The sequence below is a fragment of the Pseudomonas sp. DCB_AW genome (assembly GCF_026240895.1).
GTDB classification, from domain to species: domain Bacteria; phylum Pseudomonadota; class Gammaproteobacteria; order Pseudomonadales; family Pseudomonadaceae; genus Aquipseudomonas; species Aquipseudomonas kermanshahensis.
Genome location: NZ_JAPFCE010000014.1, coordinates 1 through 21,595, shown reverse-complemented (window position 1 = coordinate 21,595; position 21,595 = coordinate 1). Strand labels below are relative to the sequence as shown.

The 21,595-nt window shown below is 63.5% G+C and carries 16 protein-coding genes; 7 read left to right on the top strand and 9 right to left on the bottom strand.

The features are described from left to right. Positions 1–60: 60 nt before the first annotated feature. From OO306_RS11075 to ycaC, 4 genes are all read right to left on the bottom strand, one after another. Complete coding sequence (locus OO306_RS11075) at positions 61–1,902, bottom strand: amidohydrolase (RefSeq protein ID WP_027592188.1); 1,842 nt, start codon at positions 1,900–1,902, stop codon at positions 61–63. A 405-nt stretch (positions 1,903–2,307) separates the two neighbouring features. Continuing rightward, entirely contained in the window at positions 2,308–3,126 is an 819-nt protein-coding gene (locus tag OO306_RS11070) for an alpha/beta fold hydrolase (protein WP_265968657.1), read from the bottom strand. Positions 3,127–3,166: 40 nt separating this feature from the next. Next, positions 3,167–3,733, bottom strand: coding sequence for an antibiotic biosynthesis monooxygenase (locus tag OO306_RS11065; RefSeq protein WP_027592186.1), 567 nt, complete (start codon positions 3,731–3,733; stop codon positions 3,167–3,169). 117 nt (positions 3,734–3,850) lie between these two features. Then, entirely contained in the window at positions 3,851–4,480 is a 630-nt protein-coding gene (gene ycaC / locus OO306_RS11060) for an isochorismate family cysteine hydrolase YcaC (RefSeq protein WP_027592185.1), read from the bottom strand. Positions 4,481–4,737: 257 nt separating this feature from the next. On the opposite strand from ycaC, the gene OO306_RS11055 reads away from it, so the two are divergent. After that, positions 4,738–4,890, top strand: coding sequence for a hypothetical protein (locus OO306_RS11055; protein WP_265968653.1), 153 nt, complete (start codon positions 4,738–4,740; stop codon positions 4,888–4,890). A 336-nt stretch (positions 4,891–5,226) separates the two neighbouring features. Then, positions 5,227–6,654, top strand: coding sequence for a mechanosensitive ion channel family protein (locus tag OO306_RS11050; RefSeq protein WP_265968652.1), 1,428 nt, complete (start codon positions 5,227–5,229; stop codon positions 6,652–6,654). A 116-nt stretch (positions 6,655–6,770) separates the two neighbouring features. On the opposite strand, the gene OO306_RS11045 is transcribed toward OO306_RS11050, so the two are convergent. Both OO306_RS11045 and OO306_RS11040 read right to left on the bottom strand, forming a co-directional pair. Then, the gene (locus OO306_RS11045; RefSeq protein WP_027592183.1) at positions 6,771–8,057 is read right to left on the bottom strand and encodes an FAD-binding oxidoreductase; all 1,287 of its coding nucleotides are present in this window, start codon (positions 8,055–8,057) and stop codon (positions 6,771–6,773) included. Positions 8,058–8,238: 181 nt separating this feature from the next. After that, positions 8,239–9,729, bottom strand: coding sequence for an aldehyde dehydrogenase family protein (locus OO306_RS11040; RefSeq protein ID WP_012274799.1), 1,491 nt, complete (start codon positions 9,727–9,729; stop codon positions 8,239–8,241). A 135-nt stretch (positions 9,730–9,864) separates the two neighbouring features. On the opposite strand from OO306_RS11040, the gene OO306_RS11035 reads away from it, so the two are divergent. Both OO306_RS11035 and OO306_RS11030 read left to right on the top strand, forming a co-directional pair. Next, positions 9,865–10,749, top strand: a complete 885-nt coding sequence (locus tag OO306_RS11035) for a LysR family transcriptional regulator (protein ID WP_027592182.1) — start codon at positions 9,865–9,867, stop codon at positions 10,747–10,749. A 207-nt stretch (positions 10,750–10,956) separates the two neighbouring features. Beyond that, positions 10,957–12,351, top strand: coding sequence for a VOC family protein (locus OO306_RS11030; RefSeq protein ID WP_265968649.1), 1,395 nt, complete (start codon positions 10,957–10,959; stop codon positions 12,349–12,351). A gap of 3 nt (positions 12,352–12,354) precedes the next feature. Here OO306_RS11030 and OO306_RS11025 read toward each other — a convergent pair whose 3' ends face one another. Next, complete coding sequence (locus OO306_RS11025; RefSeq protein WP_027592180.1) at positions 12,355–13,308, bottom strand: LysR substrate-binding domain-containing protein; 954 nt, start codon at positions 13,306–13,308, stop codon at positions 12,355–12,357. Between the two features lie 154 nt (positions 13,309–13,462). On the opposite strand from OO306_RS11025, the gene OO306_RS11020 reads away from it, so the two are divergent. Then, the gene (locus OO306_RS11020; protein WP_265968647.1) at positions 13,463–14,851 is read left to right on the top strand and encodes a NorM family multidrug efflux MATE transporter; all 1,389 of its coding nucleotides are present in this window, start codon (positions 13,463–13,465) and stop codon (positions 14,849–14,851) included. Between the two features lie 31 nt (positions 14,852–14,882). Here the strand turns inward: OO306_RS11020 and OO306_RS11015 are convergent, their stop codons facing one another. After that, positions 14,883–16,547 carry a bifunctional diguanylate cyclase/phosphodiesterase gene (locus OO306_RS11015; protein WP_265968645.1) on the bottom strand — a complete coding sequence of 555 codons (1,665 nt, stop codon included), beginning with the start codon at positions 16,545–16,547 and terminating at the stop codon, positions 14,883–14,885. Positions 16,548–16,833: 286 nt separating this feature from the next. Here OO306_RS11015 and rep point away from each other — a divergent pair, with 286 nt between their 5' ends. Both rep and OO306_RS11005 read left to right on the top strand, forming a co-directional pair. Next, positions 16,834–18,843: a DNA helicase Rep gene (gene rep, locus OO306_RS11010; protein ID WP_099430788.1), complete on the top strand. Its 2,010-nt coding sequence runs from the start codon at positions 16,834–16,836 to the stop codon at positions 18,841–18,843. A 65-nt stretch (positions 18,844–18,908) separates the two neighbouring features. Next, on the top strand, positions 18,909–19,481 hold the full coding sequence (locus OO306_RS11005) for a xanthine phosphoribosyltransferase (RefSeq protein ID WP_003253535.1): 573 nt from the start codon (positions 18,909–18,911) through the stop codon (positions 19,479–19,481). Between the two features lie 117 nt (positions 19,482–19,598). On the opposite strand, the gene OO306_RS11000 is transcribed toward OO306_RS11005, so the two are convergent. Next, positions 19,599–21,458 carry an acetyl-CoA hydrolase/transferase C-terminal domain-containing protein gene (locus OO306_RS11000; RefSeq protein ID WP_265968643.1) on the bottom strand — a complete coding sequence of 620 codons (1,860 nt, stop codon included), beginning with the start codon at positions 21,456–21,458 and terminating at the stop codon, positions 19,599–19,601. Positions 21,459–21,595: the final 137 nt, after the last annotated feature.

The following is a 21,595-nucleotide window of genomic DNA, read 5'->3' as shown; positions in this document are numbered from 1 at the left end:
GATGGGCTGCACAGCAGCCCCAATTAAGGCCAATGAGCGCGCCCCTTTCCTCACGTCAACTTAGAACGCAAAACACGAACACCCCAACGCCCCCCAGAACCCTTGGAAGTCGTTCACCGGCACGCTGGAATGCCGCGCCTTCTCGTGGCTGTGAGCATGCACCCCACACGGCCCGCTGCACTGGTGCACCGCCGCTGCCAGCGATGGCGTACCCACACGCCAGTGCCCTGGCACCTTGGCCACCGGCGACCATTCCGGCAGTACCGGTACCTGCGGTGGGCCGAGCCTGTCGAACTCGCCGGCAGCGTACACGACCTTGCCGTCAACGATGGTCAGCACCGACTCGATGCCCTTGATCGCTTCTTCCTCGACACTGAAGAAGTCCAGCGACAACGCCGCCAGGTCCGCCAACTGGCCAACCTTGATCTGGCCCTTCTTGCCCTGCTCGCTGGAGAACCAGGCGCTGCCCTGCGTGAATAATTGCAGCGCGGTGTCACGGCTCAGGCCCTCGGGGTACAGCTCCATGCCGCCGACGGTCTTGCCGCTGACCAGCCAGTACAGCGAAGTCCACGGGTTGTAGCTGGAGACGCGGGTCGCGTCGGTACCGGCCCCAACCGGCACGCCCATGTCGAGCATGCGCTTGATCGGCGGGGTCTGCTCGGCAGCCTTGGCGCCGTAGCGGTCGACGAAGTACTCACCCTGGAAGGCCATGCGGTCCTGGATGGCGATACCGCCGCCCAAGGCGCGCACGCGCTCGATGTTCTGCGGGGTGATGGTCTCGGCGTGGTCGAAGAACCACGGCAGGCCATTGAACGGGATGTCGCGGTTGACCTTCTCGAATACATCCAGCATGCGCGTGATGGATTCGTTGTAGGTGGCGTGCAGGCGGAACGGCCAGCGCTGCTCGACCAGGTGGCGTACCACCGGTTCTAGCTCTTCTTCCATGGTTTGCGGCAGGTCCGGGCGCGGCTCGAGGAAGTCCTCGAAGTCGGCCGCGGAGAACACCAGCATCTCACCCGCGCCGTTATGGCGCAGGAAGTCGGTGCCGCTGTGCAGCTTGACGCTGGAGGTCCACTTCTTGAAGTCGTCGAGTTCTTCCTTGGGCTTCTGGGTGAACAGGTTGTAAGCGATGCGCACGGTCAGCTGGTTGTTGTCTGCCAGCTCCTGGATCACCGAGTAATCGTCCGGGAAGTTCTGGTAGCCGCCCCCGGCGTCGATGGCGCTGGTCAGGCCCAGGCGGTTGAGCTCACGCATGAACTGGCGGGTCGAGTTGACCTGGTACTCCAGCGGCAGCTTCGGCCCTTTGGCCAGGGTGGCGTAGAGGATCATCGCGTTAGGGCGGGCGATGAGCATGCCGGTCGGCTCGCCGAACTTGTTGCGCTGGATCTCGCCACCCGGCGGGTTCGGCGTGTCCTTGGTGTAACCCACAGCTTTGAGCGCGGCGCGGTTGAGCAGCGCGCGGTCGTACAGGTGCAGCAGGAACACGGGGGTATCGGGCGCGGCCTGGTTGATTTCTTCCAGGGTCGGCATGCGCTTTTCAGCGAACTGGAACTCGTTCCAGCCACCGACCACACGCACCCACTGCGGGGTCGGGGTACGGGCGGCCTGGTCCTTGAGCATGCGCAGGGCATCGGCTACCGAAGGCACGCCTTCCCAGCGCAGCTCCAGGTTGTAGTTCAGGCCACCGCGGATCAGGTGCAGGTGGGAGTCGTTCAGGCCCGGGATGACCGTGCGCTGCTTAAGGTCGATGATCTGCGTGGTGGCGCTTTTGTGGGCCATGGCTTCGGCGTCGCTGCCGACGGCGATGAAGCGGCCGTCCTTGATGGCGACGGCGGTGGCGGTGGGCTTCTCACGGTCGACAGTGTGCAGTTTGCCATTGAACAGAATGAGGTCGGCGGTCATGGAGCCTCCTTGAGTGGATGCATGGGCGGAACCGGCGGAGCCGGCGAAGGGCAATGCGGACCAGAGCGCGCCGGCGGCACCGAGCACGGTGCTGGTGGCGAGGAACTGGCGACGGCTCTTGTCGTTAGGGTCCTGGGACATGGTCTTCTCCGTCTGGGTGCGGCAGCGGCAAGCGCAACTGCCGAGCATGCCGGTTCAAGCCTGGTCAGGGATTGCATGGATGTGCGGTGGGTTGAAGAAGGTTAGTCCTGTTCAAATTTTGTGCTGCCAGGGCCGGCCTCTTCGCGGCGGTCCGGCGCCCCGGTGAACCCGCTCCCACAAGGGCATCACATGCCCCAAAAGCTGTGTTGAACCTGTGGGAGCGGGTTCACCGGGGCGCCGGACCGCCGCGAATGCCTCACACCGTCATCGCTGGAGGAACGCCAACAAGTCTTCATTCAGCTGCTGCGCATGCGTCACGGCAAACCCATGCGGCGCACCTTCATACACCTTCAGCTCGGCCCCACGAATCAACTCGGCGGCTTTCTTGCCCGTGGATTCGAACGGCACGATCTGGTCCGCATCACCGTGAATCACCAAGGTCGGCACCTCGATCTTGGCCATGTCCGGGCGGAAGTCGGTCTTGGAGAACGCGGTGACGCAATCCAGCGTGCCCTTGATCGAGGCCAGCAGCGCGATGTTCAGGGTCTGCGTCAGCACCCCCTGGGACACCTGCTGCCCTTGGTTCAAGCCATAAAACGGCGTGGCAAAATCGGCGATGAACTGCGCCCGGTCGGCACGCAAGCCCGCCTGAATACCCTCGAACACCGCAGCCTCGACCCCCTCAGGGTTGTCATCCCGCTGGCCAAACACCGGCGTCACCGCCCCCAGCAGCACAAGCCCGGCCACCCGCTCGTTACCATGGCGCGCGATGTAGCGGCTGACATCGCCACCGCCCATGGAGAAGCCCACCAAGGTCACTTCACGCAGGTCGAGGTGTTCGATCAGTTGGGCGATGTCATCGGCAAACGTGTCGTAGTCATAGCCATTCCACGGCTGGCTCGACCGGCCGAAACCACGGCGGTCGAAGGCGATGGCGCGGTAGCCACGGCTGGCCAGGAATTCCATCTGCGAATCCCACATGTCGGCGTCCAACGGCCAACCGTGGCTGAACAGCACGGGCTTGCCGCTGCCCCAGTCCTTGAAATAGAGCGAAGTGCCATCGCGGGTTACGAGTGTGCTCATATCGGTATCTCCTTGAAAGTCTATGGGGGAAGGGGCTGAATCAGCCACGCAGCCAGTTGGCGCAGCGTCGGGTTACCCACGGCATGATGTAGAACACCACGGGCAGGATGACAAACAGGTTGACGATCAGGTTGCCGGTGATCGCGCCGCCCAAGTGCGGAAAGCGCGCGAACAACGGCGCCAGCAGTTGCGGAATGACCATGGTCATCGGGCAGATCACCAGGTAAGTCAGCAACGCCTGCTTCCAGCGCGGCGGTTGTGCCGCCGTGGTGCTCGGTGGGGTGAACCAGAACTCTGGGTCTTCGTGAACCTGGGTGTTGTCGCCCTCCTCCAGCAGCGGCAGCACCTGGCTGACCAGCGTCTGGCGCTCGGTGGAGTTGACCCAGGCCTGCAGCAGGCTGGCATCGCTGAAGCGCACCACGGTGGTGAAGTGGCGGCCGCCGTCTTCGGGGCGGATCACGTTGACGTCGAGGTGGCCGGGTTGGCGGCGCGCGGCACTGACTGTGTGCTTGAGCCAGTCCTCGTAGCCGGCCAGCGCCTCGGCGCGAACCTTGTGCTGGATGACCAGGGTGACCACGTTGCGGTTGTCTTGGAGTGCGGTGTTCATCGACATTCCTTGGGATGAGCTGGCCCGCACTCACTGTGCAACAGCGAACGGGCGGAGGATTGAATGGGTGTGCTGCCCTTGCCGGGCACCGACGGTCGGTGCCCGGTGCGCGGCGGCTTACTTGCCGGCGTTGAAGGCGTTGTAGCTGGTCATCAGGTTGCGGTAGTCCGGGATGTGGTTGGAGCACAGCGCCGCCAGGCCTTCGACGTCATTGCGCCAGTCGCGGTGCAGCTCACAGGCCACGCCGAACCAGGTCATCAGCTGCGCACCGGCCTGGCTCATGCGGTCATGGGCGGCATCGCGGGTCATCGCGTTGAAGGTGCCGGACGCATCGGTTACCACGAACACCTCGAACTCTTCTTCCAAGGCTGCCAGGGCCGGGAAGGCGACGCAGACCTCGGTCACTACACCGGCGATGATCAGCTGCTTCTTGCCGGTCGCCTTTACCGCTTTGACGAAGTCTTCGTTGTCCCAGGCGTTGATCTGGCCTGGGCGGGCGATGTAAGGGGCGTCTGGGAACAGCGCTTTCAATTCAGGCACCAGCGGGCCGTTGGGGCCTTGCTCGAAGCTGGTGGTGAGGATGGTTGGCAGGTTGAAGAACTTGGCCAGGTCGGCCAGGGCCAGCACGTTGTTCTTGAATGCGTCTGGCTCGATGTCGCGGACCAGGGACAGCAGGCCAGCCTGGTGATCGACCAGCAGCACAGCGGCGTCGTCTTTGTTCAGGCGGTTGTATTTGAATTGGGCCATGATCGTTGCTCCTAAGGGTTTTGATGTTCAGTAAGTTGGGTGTTTCGCGTTGATGGGAGAAGATTAAAACCATCACCTTTGGAGCGGTAGATAGTGGTTTTTGGCTTTAGCGTTCTGTTTTGTGAACGATGGATTGGCAGGTCTGTAAACGGGCAAGCTGGCTTCATGGACGCTGGGCTTGTTGAAGCCCACAAGCCAATTCCTACGCCATTGCTTCGTCTGAGGAAAATCCAGGGGGATATGAAGCCAAGCGGCAGATGCTGGCGATCGTTACACTCGAGAGCGGAAAAATGCTGTGGAATTTCATGCAGTGCGACGCGAAAGCACTCAACAAGCACCGCCATGGCGAACTGCTGTACAAGCGCTATGAGTTTCTGCCGGGCAAAGAAAAGGGCCACTGTCACCAGTAGCCCTGAATAGACGCTTGATATTCATATACACACCCTCAAGCCGGGGTGTGGAGGTCTCACCCTGCGCTGATGATTCAGCCATCGACGGGGTTCCTACGCCAGTTACTGCCGCTGAATGGCAACTGGTTTCGCGCTCGGGTAAAACGCTATCACAGTCTTTGAGCAAGTCAACAGCTTTGCGGCAATGCGGGATGTAGTTGGAGCACAGCGCCGCGAACCCTTCGACCACAGGGCAACGGCCTTGACCTTCAGATACAACTCACCCGTCCCCCATTGCCTGCCTGCCCAACCTGCTCTATTACTACGCACAGCCCTCCCCTCACCCCCGAGACCACCATGCTGGCTTTCATCCAGTCGTCCCCGTTGTTGCTCGGCACTTCACTGATCCTGCTCGACCTGATTCTCTGGCAACTGATCCCCCTCCAACGCCGGGCCTGGCGTATCGGCTCGCGGCTGGTGATTTTCCTGCTGTTCAGCTGGGGGCTGCTGGCCGCGGGCATGAGCCCTTTGCAGCCGCCGCCATGGCCTGACGATGTGTCGCGCAACCTGATGGCGACAGTGCTGACGATCGGCTGGTGGCTGTTCGGTGCGCGCACGGTGACCGTGGTGTTCGGGCTGTTGCTGGTGGCGCGTGGCAGCCATGGCGGGCGGTTGCTGCAGGATGTGCTGGGGGCGCTGATCTTTTTGGCGGCGGTGGTGGCTGCGGCGGGCTATGTGATGCAACTGCCGGTGAAGGGGCTGCTGGCCACCTCCGGGGTGATGGCCATCGTCATCGGCCTGGCGCTGCAAAGCACCTTGGCCGACGTGTTCAGCGGCATCGTGCTGAACACGACGCGGCCGTATCAGATCGGCGATGCCATCTCCATCGACGGCACCGAAGGCAAGGTGCTGGACATCGACTGGCGTGCCACGCGGCTGCTGACCAGTGCCGGCAGCCTGGCGGTGATCCCCAATTCGGTGGCGGCCAAAGCCAAACTGCTCAACCACAGCCGCCCGCCTGACGTGCATGGGGTGTCGATCAGTGTGGTGGTGCCGGCCAAGGTGCGCCCCAAGCGGGTGTTCGATGCGCTGGAAAAGGCCCTGCAGGGCACGCGCGCGATACTCGCCACGCCAAAGCCCAAGGTCACGGTGAAGGCGTCGACCCTGGAGTCGGTGGAGTACGAAGCCAGTGGCTTCATTGCCGACATGGGCGGCAAGACCGACGCGCGCAATCAGCTGTTCGACCTGGCCCATCGGCACCTGGAGGCCAGTGGCGTGATGTGGAACGTCGACCTGGCCCTGCCGCCGCGCAGCCGCCAACGCGAGGTGCTGGATGAAGTGCGGGTGTTCCGCTCGCTGAGCGATGAAGAGCGCGATGCGCTGAGCCAGCGCATGACGGCCGTGGAATACCTGGCGGACCAAGTGATCCTGGGTGTGGGCGAGCGCTCGGATCACCTGTTGGTGATTGGCAGCGGCGTGGTTTCAGCGTCGATTCGCGATGGCGACAAGCTGCTGGAGGCCGGGCGCATGGGGCCGGGGGAAGTGCTGGGGATCGAGGGCATCATCGACGAAGACGACGGCTTTGCCGAGTTCCGCACACTGACCAGTTGCGTGCTTTACCGCATCGACAAGGAACAGGTGAAGAGCTGCCTGGTGCAGCGGGGCGAGGTGCAGACGGCGTTGAGCAAGTTGCAGCGGTTCAGGCGGCAGAGCCGGGAGTCGTTGTTGCTGCAGAAGCCGACCCTGATCAAGAAAGGTGGCTTTCTCAGTTGGTTGCACAAGTAATATTTTTCACTGTGCTGGCCTCTTCGCGGGGCAAGCCCGCTCCCACAGATACATCGCAAAGGTTGAATACACCGGTGTATTTGTGGGAGCGGGCTTGCCCGCGAAGAGGCCAGTAATTACAACACCACCCTCAAGCACTGCCCCGCGTGGTACAGCGAGAACCCGGACTCGTAAAACGCCGTGCGCAGCGACGGCGCGCTCACCCCGGTCATCGGCGAGAACGGAATCGGCAGGCTGTCCGCTTCGTCCTTGAGCAAGAACTCGGCAAACGCTCGCCCGATCACGGTCCCGGTGGTGTTGCCGCGGCCGTTGTAACCGGTCACCGCCACCAGCCCCGGCGCCGGCTCGAACAGGCGCATCAGGTGGTCGGGGGTAAAGTCGATGCAGCCGGTCCAGTGCATCTCCCACTCGACCTTGCCCAGCTCAGGGTAGTAATGGCTCTGGATACGGTCAGCCCAGCTGCGCACGAACCAGGCCGGCTTGTTGTCGACCCGGCCCAGGCTGCCGAGCAGCAGGCGGCCCTGGTCGTCGCGGCGGATGCTGCTGAGTACGGTGCGGGTGTCCCAGGAGCCCTGGCCATGCGGCAGCACCTTGTCAGCGGCAGCGCCGTGCAGCGGCTTGGACGCGACCTGGTAGTAGTAACCGCGGAAGAACTGCTTCTGCAGGTTGCTCCAGTCGCCTTCGGTGTAGGCACCGGTGGAAATCACCACTTTGTCGGCGCGCACCGAGCCACGTGCCGTTTTCACGCGCCAGCCATCGCCTTCGCGCTCCAGGCCCTCGACCGAGGACTGCTGGAACACCTTGCCACCCAGGCGCGAAACCGCAGCGGCCAGGCCTTGGGTGTAACCCATGGGGTTGATGGTGCCGGCGCGGCGGTCGAGCAGCGCGGCGGAAATCTTGTCGGTACCGCAGTATTCCTGGCACTGGGCGCCGGTCAGCAGCTCGACGTCAGCGCCGCGGCGGCTCCATTGTTCATGGCGGGCTTCGAGGTCGGCAATGCCGGTGGCGTTGTGCGCCATGTGCAGCGTGCCTTTGTGCTGGGCTTGGCAGTCGATGCCCAGGCGCTCGATCATGGCGAATACCTCGCCCGGTGCTTCGCCAAGCACCTTGTTCAAGCGGCTGCCCTGCTTCTGGCCGAGGGTCGCCTCGACGTCGTCGGGACGGATCCAGGTGCCGGCATTGACCAGGCCGACGTTACGTCCGGAGCCACCGTGGCCGATCTTCCAGGCTTCCAGCAAGATCACCGACTTGCCCTGTTCGAGCAGGTGGATCGCTGCGGACAGGCCGGTGATGCCGCCACCGATGACACAGACATCGGCCTTGTGCTCACCGGCCAGGGCCTGGGCGGCGACGGTCGGTTTGCTGACGAATTCCCACAAGCATTGTTGACGCAGTTCGGACATGGCCGGCTCCAGCAGTGTTGTTCTTATTGCGGGTGCATCTGGTTTTGTTGGGGCCGCTTTGCGGCCCATTCGCGGGACAAGCCCGCTCCCACAGGGACCACACAGGCCTGAAAGGCAGCGGGGATCCTGTGGGAGCGGGCTTGCCCCGCGAACCGGGGGCAAAGCCCCCGGCCATGCAGCATCAGTCGAACACGATACCCTGCGCCAGCGGCAGCTCGCGCGAGTAGTTGACGGTGTTGGTCTGACGACGCATGTAGCCTTTCCAGGCATCCGAACCGGATTCACGACCACCGCCGGTTTCTTTCTCGCCACCAAACGCACCGCCGATCTCGGCGCCGCTGGTGCCGATGTTGACGTTGGCGATGCCGCAGTCGCTACCCGAGGCACTCTGGAAGCGCTCGGCTTCACGGATGTCGGTGGTGAAGATGCACGAGGACAGGCCTTGTGGCACTTCGTTGTTCAGGCGCAGGGCCTCTTCGAAATCATCGTAGGCCAGCACGTAGAGGATCGGCGCGAAGGTCTCGTGGCGAACCACGTCGCTCTGGGCCGGCATCTCGGCGATGGCTGGGGACACGTAGTAGGCGTTCGGGTACTGGTCTGCCAGCTGACGCTCGCCGCCAAACACCTGGCCACCTTCGTCGCGGGCCTTGGCCAGCGCGCCCTGCATGGCGTCGAACGACAGTTTGTCGATCAGCGGGCCCACCAGGTTGTCTTTGCGTGGGTCACCGATACGCACTTTGCCGTAGGCGGCTTTGACGCGGGCAACCACTTCGTCCTTGATCGAGCGGTGCACGATCAGGCGGCGCAGGGTGGTGCAGCGCTGGCCCGCAGTACCCACGGCGGAGAACAGGATGCCGCGCACAGCCAGGTCCAGGTCCGCGCTCGGGGCCAGGATCATGGCGTTGTTGCCGCCCAGTTCGAGGATGCTGCGGCCGAAGCGAGCAGCAACACGTGGGCCGACTTCACGGCCCATGCGGGTACTGCCCGTGGCGCTGACCAGCGGCACACGTGGGTCATCGACCATCGCTTCGCCCGCTTCACGGCCACCGATGACCAGTTGCGCCAGGCCAGCCGGTGCATCGCCAAAGGCTTTCAGGGCTTTTTCGAACAGCGCCTGGCAGGCCAGGGCGGTCAGTGGGGTCTTTTCCGACGGCTTCCACACCACCGAGTTACCGGCCACCAGGGCCAGCGCGGTGTTCCAGGCCCAGACGGCAACCGGGAAGTTGAAGGCGCTGATCACGCCAACCACGCCCAGCGGGTGCCAGGTTTCACGCATGTGGTGGCCAGGGCGCTCGGAGGCGATGGTCAGGCCGTACAGCTGACGCGACAGGCCGACGGCGAAGTCGCAGATGTCGATCATTTCCTGGACTTCACCCAGGCCTTCCTGGGTGATCTTGCCGGCTTCGATCGATACCAGTTCGCCGAGGTCGGCCTTGTGTTCACGCAGCACTTCACCGAACAGGCGGACCAGCTCGCCGCGGCGTGGGGCCGGCACAGTGCGCCAGGCGTCGAAGGCGCTTTGGGCCTGATCGATGCGGGCGATGGTCTCGGCCTTGCCGAGCAGTTTCACCGAGGCGATCTGGCTGCCGTCGATCGGCGTGTGAACAGGGTAGTCGCCCTGGGTGTAAGCCTCGGCGGCAACGCCAAGGCGCTCGAGCAATCCAGCAACCATTTGTGCATCTCCTACATCGGTGATGGGGTGGAAAAATGATGTGGATCAGTATTAATCCGATCACACCAGTGCAACAAACGACCTTTATTCCGCATATCATTCCGTCAGGTAATGATTTGAGCCGCAGAGACCGCTATGTCCAAACGCTTGGTGCCCTCCATGACCGCCCTGCAGTGCTTTGAAGCTGCAGCCCGTCATTTAAGTTTCACCCGTGCCGCCGAAGAGCTGCACCTGACCCAGAGCGCGGTCAGCAAGCAAGTGGCGCAACTCGAAGACATGCTGCGCCACCACCTGTTCCTGCGCATTCGCCGCCGCCTGCAACTGACGCCAGCGGGCAGCCTGTACCTGGCCGAGGTCAACAAGATCCTCACCCAGGTGGACATGTCCAGCCGCTACGTACTGACCTATGGCGAGCAGACCGAGATATTGAAGGTAGCCACTCAACCGAGTTTTGGCGTGCGCTGGCTGATCCCCCACCTCAAAGGCTTTGGCAAGCGCCACACCAATATCCACCTGGACATCCGTAACGAGATGGAGCCATTCGCTTTGCTGCAAGGCTCGGCGGATGTGGTGTTCTTCTATGGGCAAGGCACCTGGCCGGGGGCGACCTGTGTGGAGCTGTTCCGCGAAGAGGTGGTGCCGGTGTGCGCGCCGGAGCTGTTGGCCGGGCGGGCGCTGGCCGATGCCGGTGAGTTGGCCGAGCTGGTGCTGCTGCAGAGTACGTCGCGGCCAGAGGCGTGGCATGAGTGGTTTCTGGAGCTGGGGCTGCAGAGTGTCAGCGCCTACCATGGGCCGCGGTTCGATACGTTCTATATGGCCTTGAGCGCGGCGCAGGCGGGCTGTGGGGTGGCGCTGGTGCCGCGGTACCTGGTGGCCAAGGAGCTGAATGAAGGGAGCCTGGTCATTGCCTGGAATCATGCGATGAAGAGTACCGGGGCGCATTACCTGGCGTATGCCGAGCATGCGGCCGAGGTGCCGAAGGTGCGGGCGTTGGTGGAGTGGATTCGCGAGCAGTTGTAGGCTCTAGGGCCTCTTCGCGGGTAAACCCGCTCCCACAGGTACTGCACAGCGTTCAAACATTGCACCACCCCTGTGGGAGCGGGTTCACCCGCGAAGGGGCCCTAAGGTCGATCAAAAAAGGAATGACACTCGCACTTTTTTTCGCTTGTGAGCCATGTGCATTCCCAGCTTTCATGTAAGCGTCCGAACCCAACCAGGAAGCTAGCGATGCCCGCCCACGATTTCGTCAGCCCAGACAGCATCCGCGCGCAGTTCTCTGCCGCCATGTCGCTCATGTACAAACAGGAAGTGCCGCTGTATGGCACGCTGCTGGAGCTGGTGAGCGAAATCAACCAGCAGGTGATGACCCAGCAACCAACGGTGGCCGAAGCGCTGCGCTGGACCGGCGAAATCGAGCGCCTGGACCAGGAACGCCACGGCGCCATCCGCGTCGGCACCGCCGAAGAACTGGCGACCATCGCCAAACTGTTCGCGGTGATGGGCATGGAGCCCGTCGGCTATTACGACCTCAGCTCTGCAGGCGTACCCGTGCACTCCACCGCCTTCCGCGCCGTGCACGAGCAGTCCCTGCATGTCAGCCCGTTCCGGGTGTTCACCTCGCTGCTGCGCCTGGAATTGATCGACAACCCGCAACTGCGCGAACTGGCACAGGGCATCCTGGCCAAACGCAAGATTTTCACCCCGCGCGTACTCGAGCTGATTGCCCAGTGCGAGCGTGACGGCGGCCTCAGCGCAGCCGACGCCGAGGCGTTCGTGGAGGAAGCGCTGCACACCTTCCGCTGGCACCATGACGCCACGGTAACCGCCGAGCAGTACCAGCAACTGCACGACCAGCACCGTCTGATTGCCGATGTGGTGGCCTTCAAGGGCCCGCACATCAACCACCTGACCCCGCGCACCCTGGACATCGACGCGATCCAGGTCGGCATGCCGGCCAAGGGCATTCCGCCAAAGGCCGTGGTCGAAGGCCCGCCCACCCGCCGCCACCCAATTCTGCTGCGCCAGACCAGCTTCAAGGCGCTGCAGGAAAAAGTCGCCTTCAGCGGCCAGCAAGGCAGCGAGGGCAGCCACACCGCGCGTTTCGGTGAGATCGAACAACGCGGTGCCGCACTGACGCCGAAGGGTCGCCAGCTGTACGACAAACTGCTTGATGCTACCCGCGCCGCCTTGGGCGGTGTGCCAGCCGAAGCCAATGCCGAGCGTTACAGGACGCTGTTGAGCCAGACCTTCGCCGAGTTCCCCGACGACCTGGCGCAGATGCGTGAACAGGGCCTGGCCTACTTCCGTTACTTCGCCACCGAAAAAGGCCTGGCCGCTCGCGATCACAGCGACCGCCCGACCACCCTGCAAGGGCTGATCGACGCGGGGCATGTGCACTTCGAGGCGCTGGTGTACGAAGACTTCCTGCCAGTGAGTGCAGCGGGGATCTTCCAGTCCAACCTGGGCGATGATGCGCAGGCGGAATACGGCAGCAACGCTAACCGTGAGGCGTTCGAAGCTGCATTGGGGCTGAAGGTGCAGGATGAGCTGGCATTGTATGCGCAGAGCGAGCGCCGCTCGTTGCAGGCGTGTGCACAGGCGCTGAACCTGGGGTCGATGTAAGCCTTAGGGCCGCATTGGGTCGCGCTGCGGCCCAAGCGTCGGCAGGACCTGCACATCTGGCAGGTCCATCGCCGCCACCTCCGCGTGCAAGAATTCGCTCAAGCGCCGCAACCGCTCGCCACCCGGCCGGGTGCGCGGCCACACCAGGTAGTAATCCATGCCGCTGGGCACCGCCGTTGGCCAGGGCAAGCTCAAACGCCCCTGCGCCACATCCTCGGCCACCATCAGCAAATCCCCCATCGATATGCCATAGCCACGCGCCGCTGCGATCATGCCCAACTCCAGGGTATCGAACACCTGGCCGCCCTTGAGCGACACCTTGTCGCTAAGCCCCATGCGCTCCAACCATTCGCGCCAGTCACGCTTGTCCACGGTCGGGTGCAGCAGTTCGATGCAGGCCAGCCGACGCTCGTCCCACGGCCCATCATCGAGCAGGTCCGGCGCACCCACCGGGATCAGCAGTTCGGGAAACAACCGGCGCACTTCCCAATGCGCCGGGAACACGCCATCGCTGAGCAACACGGCGCAATCGAAAGGCTCCTGGTTGAAATCGACATGGTCGACGTCCATCCAGGCGCTGGTCAGTTGCACTTCGTTACCGGGCTGCAGGTGACGAAAACGGCTTAGGCGGGCCAACAACCAGCGCATGGTCAGGGTAGAGGGCGCTTTCATGCGCAAGATGTCATCTTCGCCGCGCAAGGTGTCGCAAGCCCGCTCCAGTGCGGCGAAGCCTTCGCGCACGCCGGGCAGCAACACCCTGGCCGCTTCGGTCAGCTGCAAGCTGCGGCCGCTGCGCACGAACAGGCGGCAAGCGAAGTGTTGTTCAAGGGTGCGGATATGGCGGCTGACCGCACTCTGGGTAATCGAAAGCTCTTCGCCGGCACGGGTGAAGGAGCTCAGTCGCGCAGCGGCTTCGAATGCGCGCAAGGCATACAACGGTGGGAGCTGACGAGACATTAGGCACCTGCCATGCGGGCTGGGGAACGGATCGCTGACAGCATAAACACATGAGTCAAACTCATGCCAATGATCGTTTTTATCCTTTTGTGCAAAGCTGACCAAAGCCTCAGAATCGCCCTTCGCTCACGGGATCAGGAAAAGGACCACACGCATGCATGTAGCGCCTACCACCGAACTCAAGGCTTTGCTGCGCCTGGCTGGGCCGCTGATCGCCTCGCAGTTGGCGCACATGCTGATGGTGCTGACCGACACCCTGATGATGGCCCGCATCAGCCCGCAAGCCTTGGCGGGCGGCGGCTTGGGCGCTGCGAGCTACTCGTTCGTGTCGATTTTTTGCCTGGGCGTGATCGCCGCGGTCGGCACGCTGGTGGCCATCCGCAAGGGTGCCAACGACATCGAGGGCGTCACACGCCTGGCACAAAGCGGCCTGTGGCTGGCCTGGGGCCTGGCGCTGGTCGCGGCGCTGGCGCTGTGGAACCTGGAGCCGGTGTTGCTGATGTTTGGCCAACAGCCGGAGAACGTCGCCTCGGCCGCCGAATTCCTCACCCTGCTGCCGCTGGCCCTGCCCAGCTACCTGACCTTCATGGCCCTGCGCGGCTTCACCAGCGCGCTTGGCCGCTCGACGCCGGTGATGGTCATCAGCGTGATAGGCACGGTGCTCAACTACCTGCTCAACGTTGCGCTGATCGAAGGCATGTTCGGCCTGCCCAAGCTGGGCCTGATGGGCATCGGCCTGGTCACTGCCGTGGTGTCGCTGGGCATGGCGATTGCCTTGGCCCTGTACATCCGCTGGCATTCGGCCTATGCCGCCTACCCGCTGCGCCAGGGCCTGTCACGCCCTTCCCTGCCGGCCCTGCGCGAGCTGTGGCGGCTGGGCCTGCCGATTGGCGGCACGTACATGGTGGAGGTCGGCCTGTTCGCCTTTGCCGCGCTGTGCATGGGCGTGCTCGGCAGCACGGAGCTGGCGGCGCATCAGATCGCGCTGCAGATCGTTTCCACGGCGTTCATGGTGCCCACCGGGCTGTCTTATGCCGTGACCATGCGCGTGGGCTTGTACTACGGCGGCGGCAACCTGCTCGCGGCCCGCAGCGCAGGCCGGGTGGGGATCGGTTTTGGCGGGATGATCATGTTCGCCTTCGCCGCGCTGTTCTGGCTGTTGCCGGATGCCCTGGTGGGGTTGTTCATCGACCGCAACGACCCCGCGTTCGCGGCCATCTACCAACTGGCCGTGCAGCTGGTGATGGTCGCGGCCTGGTTCGAGCTGTTCGACGGCATGCAGACCATCGCCATGGGCTCGATCCGTGGGCTGAAGGACGCCAAGACCACCTTCCTGATCGGGCTGTGCTGCTATTGGCTGGTGGGCGCCCCCAGCGCTTGGCTGTTCGCCTTCAACCTGGGAGGCGGCGCGGTCGGGATCTGGTGGGGGCTGGCGTTGGGGCTGGCCTGTGCGGCAGTGGCGCTGACCCTTGGCTTTGAATGGCGGATGAAACGGCTGTTGAGAAAGGCGAGTTTGCCTGACAGGTCTGCACTGCCTGTGTGATTGCCGGGGCTGCTTTGCAGCCCTAGCGGCATTACAAGCTAACCAGATGCGGCGTTCCACAGTCCTGCAGAAACGCCATCAACTCCGCCACCGGCAGCGGCTTGCTGACCAAAAACCCCTGCACCTGGTCACAGCCGAACTCGCGCAACAACGCCATCTGCGCTTCGCTTTCCACACCCTCGGCAACCACTTCGAGGTTGAGGTTATGCGCCAGGTTGATCATGGCGTGCACCAGCTTGCGGTTCTCCTCGCGCATTTCCATCTCGGCGACAAAGCTGCGGTCAACCTTGAGCAAGGCGATCGGCAGGCTGTTCAAGTGCACGAACGATGAGAAGCCGGTGCCGAAGTCGTCCAGGGAAAAACGCACGCCCAAGCGCCCAAGAGCATCCATGGTCTGACGCACCCGTTCGTTGCGGCGCATGACCGCCGTCTCGGTCAGTTCGAACTCCAGCCAGCGGGCATCGACGCCGTGCTCGATGATCAACCGGCTCAGGGTGGTCAGCAACTGGCTGTCCTGAAACTGCCTGAAGCTCAGGTTCACCGCCATGTGCAGCGGCGGCAGGCCATGCTCGCACAGCGCCTGCATGTCACGCAGCGCGCGCGATATCACCCAGTAGCCAAGCGGCACGATCAGCCCGCTCTGCTCGGCCAGCGGCACGAACTCGCTGGGCGGCAACAGGCCGCGCTCGGCATGGCGCCAGCGCACCAGCGCCTCAAGACCAACGATGCGCCCATCGGCCAGGTTCAGCCGTGGCTGGTAATGCAGCTCCAGCTCGTCACGGCGCAGGGCCCGGCGCAGCTCGCTTTCCAGGTCGGCGAGGCTGCGGGCGTTGCGGTTGATGCGTTCGTTGAAGACATGAAAAGTACAGCCCTGGCTGCCCTTGGCCTGACGCATGGCGATGTGCGCATGCCACATCAGCGGGTCGGCGCCGCCCTGCGCCCGGGCGTGAGCCAGGCCCAGGCTGCAGCCGAGCAGCAGGCTTTCGCCGTCGATCCAGTAGGGCTCGGCCAAGGCTTCGATGATGCGTTCGGCTATCCACTCGGCGCGGTTCGGGTCGCGGCGGGTATCGATCAGCAGGGCGAATTCGTCACTGCCCAGCCGGGCCAGCTGGTCGCCGGCCTCCAGTTGCAGCTTGAGCCGTGCCACCACCTGCAGGATCAGCCGATCGCCGCTTTGATGGCCAAGCGCGTCGTTGACGTGGCGGAAGTTGTCCAGGTCGAGGTGGCCGAGGGCCAGGCCACGGCCATCCCCCTCTGCCAGGCGCGTGGTCAGCAAGGCCTGGAAACCCTGGCGGTTGGCAATACCGGTCAGCGGGTCCTGCTCGGCCAGGCGTTGCAAAGTGGCAACCAGCACGCCGCGCTCGCGAACGTGGCGCAACGAGCGGCGCAAGGCATCGGCATTGAGGTGGTCACGCACCAGCCAGTCGCTGACCCCGGTGGGCGCCACTTCAGGCTCGTGATCGAGCAGCACGACCGTGGGCAGCTCGCAGCGGCCGGGGGCTGGCTGCAAGGCCGGGGTGGCCAGGATCACGGCTTGGCGGTCGTGGCTGAACAGGCTATCGACCGACTCCCAGTCAGGTGCGGTCAACAACACCGCGCTGCCGCTCAGTGCTTGCACGCACTCGCGCAACAGCACGGCCCATTCCGGCTCATCAGCCAACAGCAGCAAACGCAACGGTTCGACAGGCGTGGACAAGCGGGCTCCTTAGGGCATGTGCGGGTGCAACGGCAGAGGCCAAGTATGCCACTGCATGAATGAAAATGATTTACGCTTTTATATATGTAGGCGACGACACATTTCGTCGTGCATCGTGCGCGAAACCAGGCCAACCGGCAAATACGATTTTTTCGGTGAATAGCATGAGCCTGACTAATACTTATGCGCTGATAAAAGTCTGACTCAGACGTCAGACGGTCGCGCCATTACCGGCCCATGCCTGTTAGAATGCGCGGCTATTTTCTGGCGACCCCCGGTTTCTAGCATGTCCCGACTCAATCCCCGGCAACAGGAAGCCCGAGACTACGTCGGCGGCCCTCTTTTGGTGCTCGCCGGTGCAGGTTCCGGCAAGACCAGCGTCATCACGCGCAAGATTGCCCACCTCATCCAGAACTGCGGCATCCGTGCCCAGTACATCGTGGCGATGACCTTCACCAACAAGGCCGCGCGCGAGATGAAGGAGCGGGTCGCCACCTTGCTGCGCCCGGGGGAAGGCCGCGGCCTGACGGTGTGCACCTTCCACAACCTGGGTTTGAACATCATCCGCAAGGAGCACGACAAGCTGGGCTATAAGCCAGGCTTTTCGATCTTCGACGAGTCCGACATCAAGGCGTTGCTGTCGGACATCATGCAGAAAGAGTATTCCGGCGACGACGGCATCGACGAGATCAAGAACATGATCGGTGCCTGGAAGAACGACCTGATCCTCCCGCCCGAGGCCCTGGAAAAGGCCCGCAACCCGCGCGAGCAGACCGCCGCCATCGTCTACACCCACTACCAGCGCACGCTCAAGGCGTTCAACGCGGTGGACTTCGACGACCTGATCCTGCAGCCGGTCAAGCTGTTCCAGGAACACCCGGAAGTGCTGGAGCGCTGGCAGAACCGCGTGCGCTACCTGCTGGTGGACGAATACCAGGACACCAACGCCAGCCAGTACCTGCTGGTGAAAATGCTGATCGGCATGCGCAACCAGTTCACCGTGGTCGGCGACGATGACCAGTCGATCTACGCCTGGCGTGGCGCGCGGCCCGAGAACCTGATGCTGCTCAAGGAGGACTACCCCTCCCTGAAGATCGTCATGCTCGAGCAGAACTACCGCTCCACCAGCCGCATCCTGCGCTGCGCCAACGTGCTGATCGCCAACAACCCACACGCGTTCGAGAAGCAGCTGTGGAGCGAGATGGGCGTGGGCGACGAGATCCGCGTGATCCGCTGCAAGAACGAGGAAGCCGAGGCCGAACGCGTGGCCATGGAAATCCTCACCCTGCACCTGCGCACCAACCGCCCGTACAGCGACTTCGCCATCCTTTACCGCGGCAACTACCAGGCCAAGCTGATCGAACTGAAGCTGCAGCACCACCAGGTGCCGTACCGCCTTTCGGGTGGCAACAGCTTCTTCGGCCGCCAAGAGGTCAAGGACCTCATGGCCTACCTGCGCCTGCTGGTAAACCCGGACGACGACAACGCCTACCTGCGCGTGATCAACGTGCCGCGCCGGGAAATCGGCTCCACGACCCTGGAAAAGCTCGGCAACTACTCGACCGAACGCGGTATCTCGATGTACGCCGCCAGCGAAGAGCTGGGCCTGGGCGAGCACCTGGACGCTCGTTACACCGAGCGCCTGCAGCGCTTCAAGCACTGGCTGGACGGGGTGCGCCACAAGGTGGCGCTGGATGACCCGATCGCCGCGCTGCACGAGATGATCCGCGACATCGACTACGAGAACTGGATCCGCCAGCAAACCGCCAGCGACAAAGCGGCGGAGTTCCGCATCAGCAACGTCTGGTTCCTGGTCGAAGCGCTGAAAAACACCCTCGAGAAGGACGAAGAGGGTGACATGACCATCGAGGACGCCATCGGCAAGCTGGTGCTGCGCGACATGCTCGAGCGCCAGCAGGAAGAGGAAGAAAACGCCGAAGGTGTGCAGATGATGACCCTGCATGCCTCGAAGGGCCTGGAATTCCCTTACGTGTTCATCATGGGCATGGAAGAAGAGATCCTTCCGCACCGCTCCAGCATCGAAGCCGACACCATCGAAGAAGAACGCCGCCTGGCCTACGTGGGCATTACCCGCGCGCGCCAGACCCTGGCCTTCACCTTTGCGGCCAAGCGCAAGCAGTACGGCGAGATCATCGACTGCACCCCGAGCCGGTTCCTCGACGAACTGCCGCCGGACGATTTGGCCTGGGAAGGCCTGGACGATGCGCCCGTCGAAGTGAAAGCCGCGCGTGGCAACAACGCACTGGCCGATATTCGGGCAATGCTCAAACGCTGATCAACCCTTACTCTTTAACCGTTGCCGCTGTTGCGGCCACCTTTGCTACATCGAGGAAAACCACAGTGGAAGCACTGCATCAGAAGATTCGCGAAGAAGGCATCGTGCTTTCCGATCAGGTTCTTAAAGTCGACGCGTTTCTCAACCACCAGATCGACCCTGCGCTGATGCAGTTGATCGGTGACGAGTTCGCCCGCCTGTTCGCCGACGCCGGCGTGACCAAGATCGTCACCATCGAAGCCTCGGGCATCGCCCCGGCGGTGATGACTGGCCTGAAGCTGGGCGTGCCGGTGATCTTTGCGCGCAAGCACCAGTCGCTGACCCTGACCGAGAACCTGCTGACTGCCTCGGTGTACTCCTTCACCAAGCAGACCGAGAACACCGTGGCCATCTCGCCGCGCCACCTCAACAGCAGCGACCGCGTGCTGGTGATCGACGACTTCCTGGCCAACGGCAAGGCGTCGCAGGCACTGATCTCGATCATCAAGCAGGCCGGCGCCACCGTGGCCGGCCTGGGTATCGTCATCGAGAAGTCGTTCCAGGGCGGCCGTGCCGAGCTGGACAGCCAGGGCTACCGCGTTGAATCGCTGGCCCGGGTGAAGTCGCTGGAAGGCGGTGTGGTCAGCTTCATCGAGTGATGGCCATTGGGGCCGCTTTGCGGCCCATCGCGGCACAAGGCCGCTCCCACATGGGCTAATGCAGCCCCCTGTGGGAGCGGCCTTGCGCCGCGATGGGCTGCGCAGCAGCCCCCGCTATCACCCAGTCGCCGCCAACCCCGCCAGCAGCAACCGCTGATAAATCTCGTCCTTCAGCCCCTGGGGGTCATCCAGCCCCATTCGCACCAGCTGCGCCCCATACCCCTCCGGCCCCGGCGCATCCAGCGCGGCCTTCCCCAGCTCCAGCGCTTCGCTCAGCCTGAACTTGCTCTTCAACCAGTTCAGCGCCCGCAGCAAGTCCCGCTCCTCAGCCGTGAAATCTGTCCCCAACGGATACTCCGGAAACAACCCTGCATGCCGTGCCCAGATGGCCTCGAGCCGCTCCGGCGTATTGTCAGTGAAGCGGGCTTCCAGCTCGAAATCCTTGGCCAGCTTGCCGGCCTTCTTGGCCTGCGCCATCAGCTCGCCCTGGAAGCGTGAGTCACTGACCGCCAGCAGCCGCGCAATCACCTCACTGTCAGTCTGCCCACGCAAATCGGCGATGCCGTACTCGGTTACCACGATGTCACGCAAATGCCGGGGAATGGTGCAGTGGCCGTACTGCCAGAGCAGGTTGGACGTCACCTGCCCACCCGCCTCACGCCAACTGCGCAGCAGCAAAATCGAGCGCCCACCCTCCAGCGCGTGGCCTTGGGCGACGAAGTTGTACTGCCCGCCCACGCCGCTGAGCACACGGCCATCCTCCAGCTGGTCGGCAACCCCCGCGCCGAGCAAGGTCATGGTGAACACGGTATTGATGAAGCGGGCATCCCGACGTTGGCGGCGTTTCAGTTCCTCTTGGCCATACAGCTCGTTGATGTAGCTGATCCGCGTCATGGCAAAGCGTGCGCGCTGCTCCAGCGGCATTTCGCGCAAGCGTTGGTAGAACGCCCGCGGGCCAAGGAAAAACCCGCCATGCACCAGCACGCCCTGCTCGTCCGCCGGGCGCCGCACCACGCCTGCCTCGGCCAGCGCCAGCAGGCCATTGACGAACATCTCGCTGCAACCGTAGAGGCCTTGGGCGAAGGCATCCAGCCCCCCTTCGCGCTCGATCAGGGCCTGCCACGGGCCGACATCCAGTTCATCCATCAAGGCCCGGTAGCCGGCGTTGTCGCCCTGCCTGGCCAGCAACGCGGCGGCCACGGCATCGCCCATGGCGCCAATGCCGATCTGTAGCGTGCCGCCATCGCGCACCAGGGTGCTGGCGTGTAGGCCAATGCAGTGGTCCTGGGTGTTGACCGGCATGTTTGGCGTGGAGAACAGCCGACGTTGCTCCACCTCGTCAATCAGCAGGTCGAAGGCGTCGATGCTCAGCTCCGCATCACCCGGCATGTAGGGCAGCTCGGCATGAACCTGCCCGAGCATGAGAATGGTCTCGCCGGCCGCGCGGCGCTTGGCGATCATCGGCAGCAGGTCGAGGGTGATGTCGGGGTTGCAGGCCAGGCTCAGGTGCACCGGCTTTTCTGGCGTGGCAGCCACCAGTTGGGCAATCAGGTTCAGGCCCTTGGCATTGATGTCGCGAGCGGCGTGGCTATAGTTGCTGCTGATGTAGTCCTGCTGGGCAGTCTCGCTGTGCAGCAGGCTGCCGGGCTGCATGAAGAACTGCTCGACGCGGATGTTCGGTGGCAGGCAGTCGTTGCGCAGGTCGGCGAGGTAAGTGAGCTCTTCGTAGTCGGCAAAGACACGCTCGACGAAGGGCTCGAGAAAACGCCGCTGCAGGCCATCACCCAAGGGTGGTCTGCCAAGGGACAGAGCGGTGTAGATCGTCAGCTGGCGCTCAGGCAGTTCGCGCACTCGGGCGTACAGGGCGTTGACGAAGGCGTTGGGTTTGCCAAGGCCCAGTGGCAGGCCCATGTGGATATGGGCCGGCAGGCGTGACAAGACCTGCTCGACAGCCTGATCGATGGCGCAGAGGTGCATCTTGGCCTCCTGAGTCTTCCATGGGTTCAGGGGTTGGACATGGACATGCCTTGTTTGTTGCCTGTGCGGGCCCTTTCGCGGGTAAACCCGCTCCTACAGGTCCGTGTGGGAGCGGGTTTACCCGCGAAAGGGCCGGC

Excerpts from the sequence above, each read along its gene's own strand:
- OO306_RS11075 (WP_027592188.1), bottom strand. The coding sequence starts at position 1,902 with ATGACCGCCGACCTCATTCTGTTCAATGGCAAACTGCACACTGTCGAC.
- OO306_RS11070 (WP_265968657.1), bottom strand. The coding sequence starts at position 3,126 with ATGAGCACACTCGTAACCCGCGATGGCACTTCGCTCTATTTCAAGGAC.
- OO306_RS11065 (WP_027592186.1), bottom strand. The coding sequence starts at position 3,733 with ATGAACACCGCACTCCAAGACAACCGCAACGTGGTCACCCTGGTCATC.
- ycaC (WP_027592185.1), bottom strand. The coding sequence starts at position 4,480 with ATGGCCCAATTCAAATACAACCGCCTGAACAAAGACGACGCCGCTGTG.
- OO306_RS11055 (WP_265968653.1), top strand. The coding sequence starts at position 4,738 with ATGCTGGCGATCGTTACACTCGAGAGCGGAAAAATGCTGTGGAATTTC.
- OO306_RS11050 (WP_265968652.1), top strand. The coding sequence starts at position 5,227 with ATGCTGGCTTTCATCCAGTCGTCCCCGTTGTTGCTCGGCACTTCACTG.
- OO306_RS11045 (WP_027592183.1), bottom strand. The coding sequence starts at position 8,057 with ATGTCCGAACTGCGTCAACAATGCTTGTGGGAATTCGTCAGCAAACCG.
- OO306_RS11040 (WP_012274799.1), bottom strand. The coding sequence starts at position 9,729 with ATGGTTGCTGGATTGCTCGAGCGCCTTGGCGTTGCCGCCGAGGCTTAC.
- OO306_RS11035 (WP_027592182.1), top strand. The coding sequence starts at position 9,865 with ATGTCCAAACGCTTGGTGCCCTCCATGACCGCCCTGCAGTGCTTTGAA.
- OO306_RS11030 (WP_265968649.1), top strand. The coding sequence starts at position 10,957 with ATGCCCGCCCACGATTTCGTCAGCCCAGACAGCATCCGCGCGCAGTTC.
- OO306_RS11025 (WP_027592180.1), bottom strand. The coding sequence starts at position 13,308 with ATGTCTCGTCAGCTCCCACCGTTGTATGCCTTGCGCGCATTCGAAGCC.
- OO306_RS11020 (WP_265968647.1), top strand. The coding sequence starts at position 13,463 with ATGCATGTAGCGCCTACCACCGAACTCAAGGCTTTGCTGCGCCTGGCT.
- rep (WP_099430788.1), top strand. The coding sequence starts at position 16,834 with ATGTCCCGACTCAATCCCCGGCAACAGGAAGCCCGAGACTACGTCGGC.
- OO306_RS11000 (WP_265968643.1), bottom strand. The coding sequence starts at position 21,458 with ATGCACCTCTGCGCCATCGATCAGGCTGTCGAGCAGGTCTTGTCACGC.